Source organism: Streptomyces sp. HD (assembly GCF_028369295.1).
GTDB lineage: Bacteria > Actinomycetota > Actinomycetes > Streptomycetales > Streptomycetaceae > Streptomyces.
This window is the reverse complement of record NZ_JAQMYP010000005.1, coordinates 119,992-136,151: the sequence shown is the minus strand read 5'-3', so window position 1 is coordinate 136,151 and position 16,160 is coordinate 119,992. Positions and strand designations below refer to the sequence as shown.

Here is a 16,160-nt window from a genome sequence, read left to right as displayed (position 1 = left end):
GGTCAGTCCTGGGCCCGGCCCGTCGTGACACGGGCGATCATGAGGGCGATCAGGATGATTCCGCCGTAGATGGCCTGGATCCAGAACGACGGGACCTGGGCGAGGGTGAGCAGGTTCTGGACGACACCCAGCAGGAGTACGCCGGTCAGGGCGCCGAACATGGTGCCCTTGCCGCCGTCGAGGCTGATGCCTCCGATCACCGCGGCCGCGAACACGGTGAAGATCATGTTGTTGCCCTGGTTGGCGCTGATCGCGCCGACGTAGCCCGTCTGGATGATGCCGCCGACGGCCGCGAGGGTGCCTGCCACGACGAACACGCCGAGCATCACGCGCTCGACCCGGATGCCGGCCGCGCGGGCGGCGTCCGCGTTGCCGCCGATGGCGTACAGGGCGCGTCCGATGCGGTGGTACTTGAGCACGAACCCGGCGATCGCGAAGGCGGCCGCCGCGAGCCACACCGACATCGGGATGCCGATGAAGGTCGTGGTGGCCAGGGAGTAGAAGCTCTCGGGCATCCCGAACAGCGTCTTGCCCTTGGTCGCGCCGACCAGCAGCCCGCGCAGGACGATCAGCATCGCCAGCGTCACGATGAACGCGTTGAGCTTGAACTTCACGACCAGGACGCCGTTGAAGGCACCCACGGCCGCGCCCACCAGCAGGATCGCCAGCAGGGAGAGGGCGGCGGGGAGTTCGGTGCCCCAGCCGGACTGGGCGGCGGGCAGCACGAGGAGCGCGCCGACGGCGGGCGCGATGCCGACGACCGATTCCAGCGACAGGTCGAACTTGCCGGTGATCAGGACGAGCGACTCGGCCAGCACGACCATCGCCAGCGCGGCGGACGCGCCGAGGATCGAGATCAGGTTCCGCTCGGTGAGGAACGAGTCGTTGACCACCGCGCCGAGCGCCATGAGGAGCAACAGGGCGGGAACCAGGGCGAGTTCGCGTGCGCGGCGGAGCAGGACCGTCCTGGCGGCACGGGCGTCCGGCACCTTCACGGGCAGGGCCGGTGGGGCCTTGGTGTCAGCCATGGTGGTCCACTCCTTCGATGGAGGCGATCAGCTCGTGGTCGCGCCAGCCCGCCGGGTGCTCGGCGACGACACGGCCGTGGAACAGGACGAGGACGCGGTCGCAGCGGCGCAGGTCGTCGAGTTCGTCGGAGACGACGAGCACGGCGATGCCGTCCTCACGGGCGCTGTCCACCCGGGCCAGCAGGGATTCCTTGGACTTCACGTCGACGCCCGCGGTGGGGTTGATCAGCACGAGCAGCCGGGGTTCGGAGGCCAGCGCGCGGGCCATGACGACCTTCTGCGCGTTGCCGCCGGACAGGTCGGAGACGGGCTGGTCGGGGCCCTCGGTGTGAATGTCGAGGCGTTCGATGAGGGCAGTGGCCAGGCCGCGCTTGCGTTCAGTGCCGACGAAACCGAAGCGGCCGAGCCGCTCCAGGACGCTCATGGTGGCGTTGTCGCCGATGGTCATGCCGGCGACCAGGCCCTGGTCGTGCCGGTCGCGCGGCACACAGGCGACGCCGGCCCTGAGGGCGACCTGCACATCGCCGAACGGCAGCCGCTCGCCGCCCAGTTGGACCGTCCCACCGGTCGGGGTGTGCAGCCCGGCGAAGGACTCGGCGAGCTCGACCTTCCCGCTGCCGCTGATCCCGGCGAGCCCGACGACCTCGCCGCGCCGGACGGTGAGGTCGATGCCCTGGTACGCCGGTGAGGTGAGTCCGCGCGCTTCGAGGAGGACGGGGGCGTCGTGGTCGACGTCCCTCGGGTCAACGGCCTGTTCGGCGATGACCTCCAGGGACTCCCCCGCCATGGCCTCCACCAGGGCCCGGCGCGGGAGTTCGGCGACCGGGGCGGTGGTGATCCAGCGGGCGTCACGCAGGACCGTGACGGTCTGGCAGACCTCGTACACCTCCTGGAGGTGGTGCGAGATGAACAGGAAGGTGACGCCGGAGTCCTGGAGCGCCCGCATGCGGGTGAACAGCCGCTCGATCTCACGCTTGTCGAGCTGTGCGGTGGGCTCGTCGAGGATGATGAAGCGGGCGCCGAAGCTCAACGCCCTTGCGATCTCCACCATTTGGCGGTCCTCGACCTTGAGGTCGGCGGTGCGGGCCTCGGGGTCGACGTGCACGTCCCAGGTGGCGAGGAGTTCGGCGGCCTCCGCGCGCAGCCTGCGCCAGCTGATGAAGCCGCGGTTGAGCGGCTGCCGGTTGACGTACAGGTTCTCGGCGACCGTCAGCTCGGGGACGACGGTGGGCTTCTGGTAGACGCAGGCCACCTTGCGGCGCCATGCGTCACGGTCGGCCGGCGAGGGCGCGGGCTCGCCGTCGAAGCGGACCTCACCCTCGTCGGCGGCCTGGAGTCCGGTGAGGATCTGGACCAGGGTCGACTTGCCGGCGCCGTTGCGGCCGACGAGGGCGTGCGACTCCCCGGGCAGCACGGTGAGCCGTCCGTCGGCGAGAGCGGTGGTGGGGCCGTAGCGCTTGACGATGTCGCGTGCCTCGACGAGGGGGGTGATCACGGGCGTACTCATTTGACCGTGTTGCCCCAGAGCTTGGGGTCGTCGACGTTGTCCTTGGTGACCAGCGGGGCGGGCAGCTGGTCCTCCAGGATGCCGCTGGGCAGCTTGACGATGGTCGAGTCGTGGTCGGTGGGACCGGGCTCGAACTTCTTCCCCTCCATCGCCGCCTTGATGTAGTACATGCCGTACTTGGCGTACAGGTCGGCGGGCTGGGAGACGGTCGCGTCGATCTCGCCCTTGCGGATGGCGTCGTACTCCTGCGGGATGCCGTCGTTGGAGACGATCGCGATGTGCCCGTCCTGTCCGGCCTTCTTCAGCATTCCCTTGGACTTGAGGGTCTGGAGGGTCGGGGCGAGGTAGACGCCGCCGGCCTGCAGGTAGATGCCCTTGATGTCGGGGTTGGCGTTCAGGAGGGTGTCCAGTTTGGAGGCCGCGGCGTCGGACTCCCACTTGGCCGGTATCTCCAGGACCTTGAGCCCCGGGAAGTTCTTCTTCACACAGGCCCGGAAGGCCTCGGAGCGGTCGCGGCCGTTGACCGAGGCGAGGTCGCCCATGATCTGCACGACCTTGCCGGAGGGGATCTGCTTCCCGAGGTACTGGCAGGCCTTCTCGCCGTAGGCCACGTTGTCGGCCCGCACCACCATCGCGACCTTGCCCTTGTCGGGCGCCACGTCGACGGCGACGACCGGTACGCCCTTGCGCTCCGCCTGGTCGAGGCCGGCCTCGATGGCGGCGCTGTCCAGCGGGGCGACGACCAGGCCCTTGACGCCCTGGGTGAGCTGGTTGTTGATGTCGGTGATCTGCTGGGAAGGGTCGCTGTTGGAGTTGACCGTCTTGAGCGTGTCGACGCCCTCGGAATCGGCCATCTTCGGCACGTAGTCGTTGTACGACTGCCAGAACGGCGAGGTCAGCAGGGGCAGGATCACCCCGACCTTGCCGCTGCCGCCGCCCTCGGCGCTCGACGCGCCGGTGTCCTTGGTGCTGCCGCACGCGGCGAGGACGAGCGATGCGCCGGCGACCGCGCACACCGCCCCGACCATCCGTGACCTGTTCTGCTTCCGCGCTGTAGTGCCGTGCATCTGGCGGCTCCTCGTTGAGCGTGTTCGAGCACTTGGTTCGAGCAGATGCCCGCATATTTATCAGACCACTTCCGAGGAAGAACACCCTCCAGCGGCAGATTTTCCGGCATCGCGACTGTATTGGTCGGACCACCTCGCTGGTTAGACTGCGCGCACCGGTGACAGGAGGAATGGCGTGAACGTGGACGAGACAGCCCCGCAGAAGGGCACCGTGACGCAGCGCGCCATCGAGCAGATCAAGGCGATGATCGCGGAGGGCCGCCTTGAGCCGGGGCAGCGGCTGCCGACCGAGCGGGATCTGGCGGCGCAGCTGGGCATCTCCCGCAGCTCGATGCGGGAGGCGATCCGCGCGCTGACGGTGCTGGGGGTACTGGAGGCCAGGCACGGTTCGGGCATCTACGTCACCCAGCTGGAGGCGGGCGACCTGCTGGAGACGTTCGGCGTGGTGGCCGATCTGTCACGGGGCCCGCGGCTGGTGGAGCTGCTGGAGGTGCGGCGCATCCTGGAGTCGACGGCGACGGCCCTGGCGGCGGCGCGGATCACTGCGGACCAGCTCGCGGAGGTCGAGAAACACCTCACGGCGATGAACGCCACGGACGACCCCGAGGAGATCCTCGCCCACGACCTGGCCTTCCACCGCGTGATCGCGAGCGCCGCCGGCAACGACACCATGGCCGCGATCCTGGAGGGCCTGTCCTCCCGCACCTTTCGCGCGCGCGTCTGGCGCGGCTACCAGGAGGAGGGCGCCTTCGCCCGCACCCGACGCGAACACGCCGCGATCCACCGCGCCCTGGTCGCCCGCGACCCGGAGGCGGCCCGAGCCGCAGCGGCGGCGCACGTGGGCGAGGTGGAGGAGTGGCTGCGGGCACAGCTCGGCGGCGGCTGACCGCCAACGCCGAGGGCCGTTCCCCCTCACCTCCCGTGCGAGGGGAACGGCCTCATGACCGGACTAGGCCTTCACGTCGAAGCCGTGTTCCCGTCCGAGCTTCTCCAGTGACCTCTGGCCGGGGATGCCGTTGGCGTCGTCGCCGCTGAAACCGCAGTGGCGCTGCCAGGCGGCATACGCCTTGACGGTCGTCGTTCCGAAGTGGCCGTCCGCGAACCTCGATTCGAGGAGGCCCTCGGCGACGAGCGCCTTCTCCACGGTCTTCACGCCCGGGTACGACACCGGCGTGCCCGCCTTGGCCGGATCATGCAGGGCCGCGGCGACCAGCTTCGACACATCGACCACCGTCCGCGGGCCGGGAACGGGGGTCGAGCCACCGGGCCGCGGGGCGCCCTTCTTCACCCAGGCGTACAGGTGCTCCCCCGGGCACTCCGTGGCCAGGCCGTCCCGGTGCCCCTTGATCTCTTCGCCGGCACCGTGGCGGCGCAGCAGCTCGATGCCGTCGCGGATCGCGTCCAGCATGGCGTCCGTCGGCTGGGTCAGCCCCTCGTCGCCGACCAGGCCGAGGATCGCGTAGTGCCCGCGGTTGAGGGGCTGGTTGCCGTTCGCGCCGGTGCGCTTGCCGAGGCCGCGGCCCTCCAGGAGGTAACCGTGCGGGCAGGCGCCGTAGTTGTAGGCGATGTCGGAGTAGTTCTGCTTCTTGTCGGCGAGATGGGTTACCCGGATCGCCTTCCATTCGGCGATGCAGAGGTCATGGTCGTCGAGGAGTTCGACGCTGACCGTCGTGCCTTCGTAGTGCACCTTCACGCCCTGGGTCGAGGTCTGTGTCGGTGCGGCTGATGCGGGCCAGCCGAGCTGGTCGCGCGTGACGAGCTTCAAGGTTGCCTCCAAGGCGCTGGTAGAACGCCAACCCCTTTGAGTGTGAGACCAGTTGCCCGCCACTACGCGACAAACGCTCCGTAATTCACCCTCAGTGGGCCTCGGCCCGCCGCAGCCGCAAGGTCATCAGTTCGAACGGCCGCAGCCGCAGGGCGACTCGACCGCCTTCGTACGACGGGGTCTCGGGCAGCGGGCGTTCCAGCAGATCCGTCGCCGTGACGTCCGCGACCTCGAAGCCGGCGGTCAGCGTGGCGCGCGCCCGGCCGCCGTATGCCTCGTGGAGGCGTACCACCACGTCCCCGCTGCCGTCGTCGGCCAGCTTGACGGCGGTGACGACGACCGCGTCCTGGTCCACGGTCACCAGCGGCGCCACCTCACGGGCGCCCGCGACCCTGCGCTCCGGCAGATTGATCCGCCAGCCCTCGCGCACCGCGTCCGCGATGCCCGCGCCCGGCACCAGGGCGTGCCGGAAGCGGTGGACGCCCTGGTCGGTCTCGGGGTCGGGGAAGCGCGGGGCGCGCAGGAGGGAGACCCGGACCGTGGTGGTCGTCCCGTGGTCGCCGTCGGTGCGGACCGTGCGGGTCACGTCGTGGCCGTACGTCGAGTCGTTGACGACGGCGACGCCCCAGCCCGGCTCCTCCAGCTGGACGAAGCGGTGGTTGCAGGCCTCGAACTTGGCCGCCTCCCAGCTGGTGTTGGTGTGCGTGGGGCGGAAGAAGTGCCCGAACTGGGTCTCGGACGCGTACCGCTCCGCGTGCACGTCGAGCGGGAAGGCCAGCTTCAGGAACTTCTCCGTCTCGTGCCAGTCGACCTCCGTGTCGATCAGCAGCCGCCGCTCCCCCGCCGCGAGGGAGAGGTGCTGGGTGACGCGCGAGGCGCCGAAGGACCGCACGATCCGCACCGCCGCCTCGTCGTCGCCAGGGGCGATCTCGTCCACGTCGGTGAGGTCGGTGACCGTGTGCCGGTAGAACTCGTCCACGTCCCAGGCGTCCCACATGTTCGGGAAGTCGGGGTGGAGCTGAAGGAGGCCCGCGCGCCGGTCCGGGGCGATCGTCTCGCGGTCCGCATCGATGTCGTAGGCCGAGACGACCAGGCCCTGAGCGTCGATCTCGATCCGCAGCAGGCCGTTGTCGAGGACGAAGCCGCCGCCCGGACGTTCCGTGCGTGCCGTCCGGCCTTCGGTCACCGGGGTGTGCGCACCACCCGCCGGTACGCCCTCGCGCGGGTGCGGGGCGGCGTTGAAGACGAGCTCGGTCCCGCCCTCGCCCGCCAGGGCCCGCTGGGCCGACTCGATGATCGCGGTGAGTTCCCCGGCGAGGCGCTCGTAGGTCGCGCGGGCCTCCCGGTGTACCCATGCGATGGACGAGCCGGGCAGGATGTCATGGAACTGGTGCAGCAGCACCGTCTTCCAGATGCGGTCCAACTCCTCGTACGGGTAAGGGAATCCGGTGCGCACGGCGGCCGTGGCGGCCCACAGCTCCGCCTCGCGCAGGAGGTGTTCGCTGCGGCGGTTGCCCTGCTTGGTCTTCGCCTGGCTGGTGAGGGTGGCGCGATGGAGTTCAAGGTAGAGCTCGCCGACCCAGACGGGCGCGTCGGGGTACTCGGCCTCGGCCTTCCTGAAGAACTCCTCCGGGCTCTCCCAGACGACGGTCGCGGAGCCTTCGAGGTCGCGCAGCCGTGCCGCCTTGCCGACCATCTCGCGGGTCGTGCCGCCGCCTCCGTCGCCCCAGCCGGTGGGGGCGAGGGAGTGCCGGGCGACTCCCTTGTCCTTGAAGTTGCGGGCCGCGTGGGCGATCTCGCTGCCCTTCATGGAGCAGTTGTAGGTGTCGACGGGCGGAAAGTGGGTGAAGATCCGGGTGCCGTCGATCCCCTCCCAGCGGAAGGTGTGGTGCGGGAACTTGTTGGTCTGCGACCAGGAGATCTTCTGCGTCAGCAGCCACTTGGAGCCGGCCGCCTTGATGATCTGGGGCAGTCCGGCGGCGAAGCCGAAGGTGTCGGGCAGCCAGGCCTCGTCGTTCTCGATGCCGAACTCGTCGAGGAAGAACCGCTTGCCGTGCACGAACTGCCGGGCCATCGCCTCCGAACCGGGCATGTTGGTGTCCGACTCCACCCACATCCCGCCGGCCGGCACGAACCGCCCGTCGGCGACCGCCTTCTTCACCCGCGCCCACACCTCGGGCCGGTGCTCCTTCACCCAGGCCCACTGCTGGGCCTGGGACATCGCGAACACGAATTCCGGCTCGTCGTCCAGCAGCGCGGTCATGTTGGACGTCGTACGGGCCACCTTGCGCACCGTCTCACGCAGCGGCCACAGCCACGCCGAGTCGATATGGGCGTGGCCGACGGCGCTGATGCGATGGGCGGAGGGCACGGCCGGCTCGGACAGGACCGTCTCCAGTCGCACCCGTGCCTGCGCCGCCGTCCCGTTCACGTCCTGGAGGTCGATGGCGTCCAGTGCCTTCTCGACCGCCCGCAGGATGTCCCAGCGGCGCGCCGACTCCACCGGCAGCTCGGCCATCAGCTCGCCGAGCACCTCCAGGTCGAGGACGAGCTGCCACACCGTCTCGTCGAAGACGGCGAGGTCCATGCGGGTGAGCGTGTACTGCGGTGCGCTGCCCGCGGTCGCTTGGTCGCCGAGCCGGGTCGGCAGGAAGGGGTGGTAGTCGAGGATGACGGGGTTGGAGGCGGCCTCGATGTGCAGCCGCACCTCCTCGCCGCCCTCGACGGGAGCCCCGACCCGGACCCACTGGTTGCGCGGGTTGAGGCCCTTCACCGGCGTGCCGTCCGGCCGGTACACCAGGCCCTCGCACTGGAAGCCGGGCATGTTCTCGTCGAACCCGAGGTCGAGCAGCGCCTCCACCGTCCGCCCGGCCCACGCCTCGGGCACGGTCCCGGTGACCCGGAACCAGCTGGTGCCCCAGGGAGCACCCCAGCGGGCGCCCACCTCGATCGGCTCGGGCTCGGCGGCGAGCCCCTCGCCGACCGGCACCGGCTCGCCGGGCGCATGCCACACCGCCACCTCCAGCGGCACGGACTCCGGGTACACGGCGGGGCGGACGCGCTCGTCCAGGACGCGCTTGAGACGGGCTTCGACCAGGCTGCGGTCGTCATGCATGCGAGGTACTCCGTAGGTCGTCCGGGTGCGGGTGGTTACCAGGTGTGGGTGACGGTCGCGGGGGCCGACGTGGTGTAGAGCTCCCCTACGGCGCGCAGTTCGAACCGTGCCGTCCGTTCACCCTGTTCGGGCCGCAGACCGGCGACGAAGTAGGCCGGCTGGCAGGTACCGCCGAGGAAGCGCCGGGTGCCGTCGGGGAGGAGGCGGTGCAGGGTGTGGTGGCGTACGTCGCCGGGGGCGGGGGCCCAGGCGAAGCGGAGGTCGCCGCCGGAGGCGCCGGTGATGCGGAGGCCGGAGGGGGCGGCGGGCGTGTGCCGGGCGGTGCGGACCGCGAGTCCGCCGAGCCGCCACCGCACGGGGCCGCCGTCCGGGGCGGTCAGTCGGACACCGATGGCGCGCACGGTGCCGGTCAGGCCGCTGAGCGGAACAGCCACGGTCTGCCAGCCGTCGCCCGGGTTCACCGGCAGATAGGTGTACGGCGGTGTCGCCCCCGGAGTGGTGGGCTCGGCGGTGGCGACCGCCAGCTCGACGTTCACACTGCCCGCGTCGGTCCGATGGGTCAGCTCGACGACCGAGTCGGCGGTGATCGGCAACCGCGTCGCATAGACGTCCAGGACCGCGGGCCGGTGCAGCCCACCGGCGACGAGCACGCTGCTGCCGCCGCACCAAGCGTCCTCGAAGTCGAAGGTCACGGTGGGCCGCTGCCCGTCGGTGTGCACGACCCAGCGCCGGGACGGCAGCCGGTCCTGCAACCCCAGGTGGTTCCACGGCGCGTCCGACGTCACCTCCCCGTCCTCGTACCACCGCAGCCCGTGCCCGGTGTTGAACACACTCGCGAACGGCACGGAGGTGACCGTCGACCGATCGGCGACGGACACCGCCGGGGCGCGCCAGCTGTCCGTGCCGTCCGGGCGCGCGGGATCCAGTGAACGCCCGGTCCAGAACCGGTCGTCGGCGGCATGGAAGTCCCCCGGGCCGCGCCCGTCCGCCGGCAGGTGGTTCCGCGTCCACTCGGGCCGGTAGAAGCCGAGCGACACCACATGCGCCCGGTCCCGCGGCACGATGGCGTCCCAGTTCACGGACGAGTTCCACCCGTTGGCCTCGACATCGACACCCGCCCACAACTCGTAGCGGTTGCGGCCCAGTTGACCGGCCCGCTGCGCCGAGGACGCCAGCGTCGCCGCCGTCCACCGGAAGTCGACGAACATGTCGTCGGCGGCCTGGAAGAACGCCTCGTTCTGGGCGTTGAGGGCCCCCTGCCAGCTCACGGCCCCGTTCACGGTCATCGAGTCGTACCAGGTGACCCGCTGCCCCTTGCCCCGGGCCCGCGTCTTCAACTCCCGCATGAACCCGAGCATGTCCGCACCCAGCGCGGTGTCCCCGCCGCCGGTCTCAGCGTTGACGAACCACCCGTCGAACCCGTACGCCTCCGCCACCGCGACCAGCCGCTCCGCCAGTGGATACCTTCCGGCGGTGTCCTTCTGCACCAGGTCACGCGTCCACCGCAACTGCCCGCCGTAGGCGACGGGCGGCAGGAAGATGTTGCCGAGGACCGGCACGCCGTGGCGGTGGGCGGCGTCCACGATCGGCGCGTTCGGCGCGAGGATCAGCCCCTCGCCGGAGGAGCCGCCCCAGAACACCAGCTCATCGATGTAGGCCCAGTGGGTGAGGGCGTAGTAGTCGGCGGTGGCCGAGCCCTGGGAGGGGTTGCTCGCGGTGGGCCCGAAGGACACCAGGGACTGGATACGGGCCTGGCCCGCGCGGGCGGTGGCGTTGACCGCGGCCGGGGTGAAGCGCGGGGCGAGCGGCACGGTCGAGGCGTTGAAGGCGAGGTCCGGGTCGTCGGCCGGGCGCCAGGACTTCAGGCTGCGCCAGGTGATACCGGTGCCGGGGGTACCGGAGGGCAGGGTGTCCGGGTACCAGTAGGCGGCGTACGGCTGGAGGGCGGCCTTGGGCTTGGCCTTGTTGGCAGCGCCGAAGGCCGGCGGCGAGGGCAGGAGCGCGGCCGTGGCGCCGGCGATGAGGACGGTGCGTCTGGTGGGGTTCACGAGCGGGTGCCTCCTGGTGGGGTGGGGAGTACCTGATCGGGAGCTACGACCTCGGTGATGCCGCGTGCGGTGAGGTGTTCTTGGTCGGCGGCGCGCACGTCGAGGACGGTGGTGGGGCGGACGCCGTCGGCGACCAGCCGGAAGAAGGCGTCGAAGACGGCGCCGCCCGGCGCGCAGCGCGAGCGGGTGGCCGGATCGGCCGGGACGACCAGCGCCGTCGTGCGCGGCGCGGGTGCCTGCCACGGCTCCTGGGCCGCCCGCGCCAGCACGCGAGCCGTGTCCTTCGGCTTCCGGTCGTTGGTCAACAGGCCGAGCCCGTATTCGAGTGGGGGGAAGTCGGCCAGCTCACGCGACACGTCGTGGGAGCACCACCAGGTGATCCCCCACAGGTCGGGACAGTCCACCGCGTTCGCGACGGTCGCCTCGGTGAAGGCGGCGGCGTGCTCCGGCGGCACCAGCGGCGCGGGCGCGCCGACCTCCTGGAGCCAGACGGGGCGATGCGGATCACCGGCCCAGGCCTTGCTCAGCTCGACGAGGTACGCGGCGTGGTGCTCGCTCGGGACGGAGGTACGGCCGTGGCGCTGGGCGGTGCCGTTGAAGACCCAGGAGTGCACGGCTGTGAGGGCGCCGTGCCGGGCGGCCTGAGCGGGGGTGAACGGCTGGTCGTCCTGGTACCAGGTCGCGTCGTACTCGGCATGCAGATGCAGTCGTCCCGGGGCGCCCTCCTCGCAGGCGGCGAGCATCCGCGACAGCCAGCGGTCGATCTCCTGCCCGGTCGCGCGGTCGGGGTCGGGGTGCGGGTCGGCCGAGAACTGGTTGACCTCGTTGCCGAGGGTCATGCCGAGGAAGCCCGGCCGGTCGGCCAGGGCGGCGGCGAGGGTGCGCAGATAGGCGGCCTGGCCGTCGAGGACGTCCGGGTCGGTGAAGAGGTTCCGGCGGTGCCAGGTCCGTGTCCAGGCCGGCAGGAAGTCGAAGCTGCTCAAGTGGCCCTGCAGACCGTCCACGTTGACGTCGAGGCCGCGTTCCGCGGCGGCGTCCACGAGCAGGACCAGCTGTTCGACTGCTCGCTCCCGGATCAGGGTGCGGTTGGGCTGGAAGTACGGCCACAGCGGGAAGACCCGTACGTGGTCGAGGCCCAGCGTCGCGATGGAGTCGAGGTCGGCACGCACGGAGTCGAGGTCGAAGTCGAGCCAGTGGTGGAACCACCCTTCACTCGGGGTGTAGTTGACGCCGAAGCGCACGGCAGAAGGCATGCGTGTCCTTGTGACGGAGGTACGGGGTCCGGCCCTTGACGAGCGGTCAGCCCTTGACGGCGCCCTCGCCGACGCCGCGGAAGAAGTACCGCTGGAGACAGGCGAAGAGGGCGATCAGCGGCGCCACGGCGATGATCGTGCCGGCAGCGACCAGGCGTTCGTCATTGGCGAAGGTGCCGTGCAGATAGTTGAGGCCGATGGTCAGCGTGAACTTGGACGGGTCGCTCAGCACGATCAGCGGCCACAGGAAGTCGTCCCAGGCCCCCATGAAGGCGAAGATCGCGACGACGGCGAGGGTCCCCTTCACGGACGGCAGCGCGATGCGCAGGAACCGCTGCCAGACGTTGGCGCCGTCGACATAGGCCGCCTCCTCGATCTCGTACGGCAGGTTCAGGAAGGCGTTGCGCATCAGCAGGACGTTCATGGCGCCGATGCAGCCGGGCAGCACGACGCCGACGAGCGTGTTGTTGAGCCCGAGCTCCCGCATGGTCGTGAACTGGGCGATGATGATGCCCTCCACGGGCACGAGCATCGCCAGGATGAAGGCGAGGGTGGCCGCCCGGCGGCCCCGGTAGCGGAGCCGGGCGAGGGCGTAGCCCGCGAGTGCCGAGCCTACGCAGTTGGTGACGACGTTGGCGGTGGCGACCTTCAGCGAGTTGAGGGCGTAGTCCCAGACGGGGATGGTGTCGGCGACCCGCTCGTAGTTGTGCAGCGTCGGATCGCTGGGCAGGAACTTCGGCGGGGAGCCGAAGATGTCCTCGGTGGGGCCCTTGAGCGAGGTCGACAGTTGCCAGATGAAGGGGCCGACGGTGAGGGCGAGGACGGCGAGCAGCAGCAGGTAGCGCAGGATGAGCTCCCACACTCGGATGCGTCGGCCGTGCTCGTCGGTGACGCGGGGCTCCCGCGCGGCGACGGGCGCCTTGGCCGCGGGCCGTGCCTTCTCCATGACGCTCATGTCTCGTCCCTCCGGTCGGCGCGCAGCACGAGCAGCATCAGGGCGACGGTGACGACGAAGACGACGACCGAGATGGCCGAGGCATAGCCGACGCGGCCGGTCAGGCCGGTGCCGGTGCGCTGGACGAGCATGACGAGGGTGGTGTCCTCGCCCGCCGGGCCGCCGCTCGGGCCGGCCATCAGGTACACCTCGGAGAACACCTTGAAGGCGGCGACCGACGACAGCGCCCCGACCAGGACCATGGTGGAGCGGACGGCGGGCACGGTGACCGTCAGGAAGCGGCGGACCGCTCCCGCTCCGTCCACGGCCGCCGCCTCGTGCAGTTCGCGGGGCACGTTGGCGAGCGCGGCGAGATAAATGATCATGTAGTAGCCGAGGCCCTTCCAGACCGTCACCGCCATGGCGCTCAGCAGAAGCAGCCACTGGTCGCTGAGGAAGCCGACCCGGCCGACGCCGACCGTCTCCAGCAGGGAGTTCACCAGGCCGCGCTCGTCGAGCAGCCACACCCAGATCAGCCCGACCACCACGATCGAGGCGACGACCGGGGTGTAGAAGGCGGAGCGGAAGAAGGTGATGCCGGGGATGTTCTTCTGCACGAGCAGCGCGAGCAGCAGCGGCAGGATCACCAGCGCGGGCACGACACCGACGACGTACAGCGTGCTGTTGCGCAGCCCGATCCAGAACATGTCGTCGCCGAGCAGCTCACGGAAGTTGGCCAGGCCCACGAACTCGCCCGGGATCAGGGTGCGCCGGTCGGTGAAGGCGTTGACCAGCGTGGAGAGGAACGGGTACAGGATGAAGGCGCCGATGATCAGCAGGCCCGGGGCGGCGAACAGCCAGGGGCTGGTGGGCAGTTGGCGCCGCACCCGGGAGACGGTGGAGCCGGCCATCGCGGGCTATCCCTGCTGCTGGAGAAGCCGGTTGCAGGCCTCGACAGCGTTGTCAAGAGCCTCCTTCGGACTCTCCTTGCCCTGCAACGCCTTGGCGACCTCGTTGCGCAGCTCGGTCTTCATCTGCTCGCTGAACAGCACGGGCGTGTAGTTGACGGCGTTCTTCAGCGACTTGGCGGCGGCGATCCGCACCCGGGTCTCGTCGCTGCCGTCCTCCTTGGTGAAGTACGGGTCGTCGAGCGATCCGGCGGTGCTGGGGAAGATGGCGACCTGCTTGGCGAACGACATCTGGTGCTCGGCGTCGGTGACGTAGTGCGCGAAGGCGACCGCGGCGGGCGTCCGCTTGGTCTGCGCGTTGACCATCACGCCCATCACGTACATGTTGACGTGGCCGGTGCTGGTGATCTGGTCGGTGATGCCGATGTTCTTGTACAGGCCGGGCGCCTGCTTCTTGAAGTTGCCGAGGTCCAGCGCGCTGCCGGGATTCATGGCGACGGCGCCGGTGAGGAACTTCTTGCCGGACGACTCGGGGGTGGCGGTCAGCGCCTGTGGGTCGAGGGCCTTGGCGTCGTACAACTCCTTGTACCTGGTGAGGAGTTCGACTCCTTTGGCGTCGTTGAAGGAGAAGGCGGTGCCCTCCTTGTTCATCAGCTCGACGCCGTAGCGGCCGAAGTCCTCGATGGTGGGGACGTTGGCGAGGGTGGCGACCTTGCCGTCGGTCTTCTCCGCCATGGTCAGGGCGGCGTCGAAGACCTCGTCGTACGTCTTCGGCGGCTGCTCGGAGTCGAGGCCGGCCTCCTTGAAGAGGGTCTTGTTGTAGAAGAGCGGGCCGGTGTTGAGGTACCAGGGGAAGGCGTACGTGCCCTCCATGCCCGGTATCCGGTGGCTGGCCCAGGCGCCCTCCAGATACTCCTTCCGGTACTTCCCGGCCGCCTTGTCGAGGTCGAGCGCGAGGCCCGCCTTGGCGAGCGGGGCGACCAGGTCCGGGGAGACGTTGACGACGTCGGGCAGGGTGCCGCCGGCCGCGTCCGCGCTGATCTTGTCGGCGTAGCCCTCGGCGGGCTGGTCGATCCACTTCACCTTGGTGCCGGGGTACTTCTTCTCGAAGTCGGCGATCAGGCCCTCGAAGTAGTCCTTGAAGTTGGCGCGGAGATTCCAGGTCTGGAAAGTGATGTCGCCCTCGACCTTGCCGGAGGCGTCGGCCGTGCCGCTGTCGCCCCCCGACGAACCGCAGGCGCTGAGCGGCAGCGCGACACAGACAGCGAATACGGCAGCGAGGGCTCTACGGGATATGGGCACCGTGAACCGGCCTCCTTTTCGGGCGGGTTGGTCGACGTGGCAGACCCTGCACGCCGTTTCAGGGGCCCGTCAATGGCTCTTGCGCAGCTAATTTCTTTAGTGACTAATGCGCATTAGGATCACCGAGCTGAACCGCATTAGTGCATACTGCTCAGGGAATGTGCCGGTGGAATGGGGGGCTCGATGCCAGGCAAGCGGTCACCGGCCCGTCGGCCGACGATGAAGGACATAGCGCGGCACGCCGGGGTCTCCCAGAGCGCGGTCTCCTTCGCGCTGAACGGCCGGCCCGGGGTGTCGGAGGACACCCGCGAGCGGGTGCGGCGGGTCGCCGATGAGCTGGGCTGGCGGCCCAGTACGGCGGCCCGGGCGCTGTCCGGGGAGGGCGCGGCGACGGTCGGTTTCGTGCTGGCGCGTCCGGCCGACACGCTGGGCGTGGACTCGTTCTTCCTGCAGCTCGTCTCGGGCATCCAGGAGGTGCTGGCGGAGCGCCATCTCGGTCTGCTGTTCCAGGTGGTGGAGGACATCGCCGACGAGTGCGCGGTGTACCGGCGCTGGTGGGCCGAGCACCGTGTGGACGGCGTCCTGGTGGTCGACCCGCGCACCGACGATCCCCGCCCCGACCTCCTGGACGAACTCGGCCTGCCCGCCGTGGTGATCGGCGGCGCGCCCGACGAACGGCACCCCGGCCTGTCGACCGTCTGGGCCGACGACGCGGGCGCGATGGCCTCGGTCGTGGACGGCCTGTACGCCCTCGGACACCGGCGGATCGTGCACATAGCCGGTCTGCCGGGGCTCGCCCACACCGAGCGCCGTGTCCGCACGCTGCGGGCCGAGGCGGGGCGGCGCGGTCTGACCGAGGTGACGTCGGTGACCACGGACTACTCCGACGCCGAGGGCGCGGCGGTGACCCGCCGGGTGTTGGAGGGCCCCACTCCCCCGACGGCCCTGATCTACGACAACGACGTGATGGCCGTCGCCGGGGCCGCCGCCGCGGCCGGACTCGGCTTCTCGGTTCCGGCGGACGTCTCGGTGGTGTCCTGGGAGGACTCGGCGCTGTGCCGCATGGTCAAGCCGTGGCTGTCGGCGCTGTCCCGGGACAGCGTGGAGTTCGGGCGTACGGCGGCACGCGAACTGACGGCCCTGCTGGACGGGGGGTCGGCGCGGGCGGTGCGGGTGCCGGTGCCGCGGTTGATCCCCAGGGAGAGCACGGGAGCCGCACGCACGCCGTAGACG

General features: G+C 70.3%; 12 protein-coding genes. 2 read left to right on the top strand and 10 right to left on the bottom strand.

The window, feature by feature from the left end; translation table 11 throughout:
- Positions 1 to 2: 2 nt before the first annotated feature.
- From POF73_RS06885 to POF73_RS06875, 3 genes are read right to left on the bottom strand one after another with little or no spacing between them, the layout of a single operon-like run.
- The gene (locus POF73_RS06885) at positions 3 to 1,028 is read right to left on the bottom strand and encodes an ABC transporter permease (protein ID WP_272113599.1); all 1,026 of its coding nucleotides are present in this window, start codon (positions 1,026 to 1,028) and stop codon (positions 3 to 5) included.
- A complete protein-coding gene (locus POF73_RS06880) occupies positions 1,021 to 2,535 on the bottom strand; it encodes a sugar ABC transporter ATP-binding protein (RefSeq protein ID WP_272113598.1) in 1,515 nt (504 codons plus the stop codon). Before POF73_RS06880 ends, POF73_RS06885 begins: the two co-directional genes overlap by 8 nt.
- Entirely contained in the window at positions 2,532 to 3,602 is a 1,071-nt protein-coding gene (locus tag POF73_RS06875; protein ID WP_272113597.1) for a sugar ABC transporter substrate-binding protein, read from the bottom strand. The genes POF73_RS06880 and POF73_RS06875 overlap by 4 nt, the downstream gene beginning before the upstream one ends.
- Positions 3,603 to 3,783: 181 nt before the next feature.
- Here POF73_RS06875 and POF73_RS06870 point away from each other — a divergent pair, with 181 nt between their 5' ends.
- Positions 3,784 to 4,488: a FadR/GntR family transcriptional regulator gene (locus POF73_RS06870; RefSeq protein ID WP_272113766.1), complete on the top strand. Its 705-nt coding sequence runs from the start codon at positions 3,784 to 3,786 to the stop codon at positions 4,486 to 4,488.
- A 63-nt stretch (positions 4,489 to 4,551) separates the two neighbouring features.
- On the opposite strand, the gene POF73_RS06865 is transcribed toward POF73_RS06870, so the two are convergent.
- From POF73_RS06865 to POF73_RS06835, 7 genes are all read right to left on the bottom strand, one after another.
- Positions 4,552 to 5,367, bottom strand: coding sequence for an N-acetylmuramoyl-L-alanine amidase (locus POF73_RS06865; RefSeq protein ID WP_272113596.1), 816 nt, complete (start codon positions 5,365 to 5,367; stop codon positions 4,552 to 4,554).
- Positions 5,368 to 5,458: 91 nt separating this feature from the next.
- A complete protein-coding gene (locus POF73_RS06860; protein ID WP_272113595.1) occupies positions 5,459 to 8,482 on the bottom strand; it encodes an alpha-mannosidase in 3,024 nt (1,007 codons plus the stop codon).
- A gap of 35 nt (positions 8,483 to 8,517) precedes the next feature.
- Positions 8,518 to 10,530: an endo-beta-N-acetylglucosaminidase gene (locus tag POF73_RS06855; RefSeq protein WP_272113594.1), complete on the bottom strand. Its 2,013-nt coding sequence runs from the start codon at positions 10,528 to 10,530 to the stop codon at positions 8,518 to 8,520.
- Positions 10,527 to 11,783, bottom strand: a complete 1,257-nt coding sequence (locus POF73_RS06850) for a glycoside hydrolase 5 family protein (RefSeq protein WP_272113593.1) — start codon at positions 11,781 to 11,783, stop codon at positions 10,527 to 10,529. Before POF73_RS06850 ends, POF73_RS06855 begins: the two co-directional genes overlap by 4 nt.
- Before the next feature lie 46 nt (positions 11,784 to 11,829).
- Entirely contained in the window at positions 11,830 to 12,738 is a 909-nt protein-coding gene (locus POF73_RS06845) for a carbohydrate ABC transporter permease (RefSeq protein ID WP_272113592.1), read from the bottom strand.
- On the bottom strand, positions 12,735 to 13,628 hold the full coding sequence (locus POF73_RS06840; RefSeq protein ID WP_272113591.1) for a carbohydrate ABC transporter permease: 894 nt from the start codon (positions 13,626 to 13,628) through the stop codon (positions 12,735 to 12,737). Before POF73_RS06840 ends, POF73_RS06845 begins: the two co-directional genes overlap by 4 nt.
- Before the next feature lie 6 nt (positions 13,629 to 13,634).
- A complete protein-coding gene (locus POF73_RS06835) occupies positions 13,635 to 14,927 on the bottom strand; it encodes an ABC transporter substrate-binding protein (RefSeq protein ID WP_272113590.1) in 1,293 nt (430 codons plus the stop codon).
- 183 nt (positions 14,928 to 15,110) lie between these two features.
- Between POF73_RS06835 and POF73_RS06830 the strand changes: the two genes are divergently transcribed.
- Positions 15,111 to 16,157, top strand: a complete 1,047-nt coding sequence (locus tag POF73_RS06830) for a LacI family DNA-binding transcriptional regulator (RefSeq protein WP_272113589.1) — start codon at positions 15,111 to 15,113, stop codon at positions 16,155 to 16,157.
- Positions 16,158 to 16,160 lie beyond the last annotated feature (3 nt).

Bases quoted from the DNA above. Each gene is read 5' to 3' on its own strand.
- POF73_RS06840 (WP_272113591.1), bottom strand. From the start codon at position 13,628: ATGGCCGGCTCCACCGTCTCCCGGGTGCGGCGCCAACTGCCCACCAGC.
- POF73_RS06875 (WP_272113597.1), bottom strand. From the start codon at position 3,602: ATGCACGGCACTACAGCGCGGAAGCAGAACAGGTCACGGATGGTCGGG.
- POF73_RS06880 (WP_272113598.1), bottom strand. From the start codon at position 2,535: ATGAGTACGCCCGTGATCACCCCCCTCGTCGAGGCACGCGACATCGTC.
- POF73_RS06850 (WP_272113593.1), bottom strand. From the start codon at position 11,783: ATGCCTTCTGCCGTGCGCTTCGGCGTCAACTACACCCCGAGTGAAGGG.
- POF73_RS06860 (WP_272113595.1), bottom strand. From the start codon at position 8,482: ATGCATGACGACCGCAGCCTGGTCGAAGCCCGTCTCAAGCGCGTCCTG.
- POF73_RS06830 (WP_272113589.1), top strand. From the start codon at position 15,111: ATGCCAGGCAAGCGGTCACCGGCCCGTCGGCCGACGATGAAGGACATA.
- POF73_RS06885 (WP_272113599.1), bottom strand. From the start codon at position 1,028: ATGGCTGACACCAAGGCCCCACCGGCCCTGCCCGTGAAGGTGCCGGAC.
- POF73_RS06845 (WP_272113592.1), bottom strand. From the start codon at position 12,738: ATGAGCGTCATGGAGAAGGCACGGCCCGCGGCCAAGGCGCCCGTCGCC.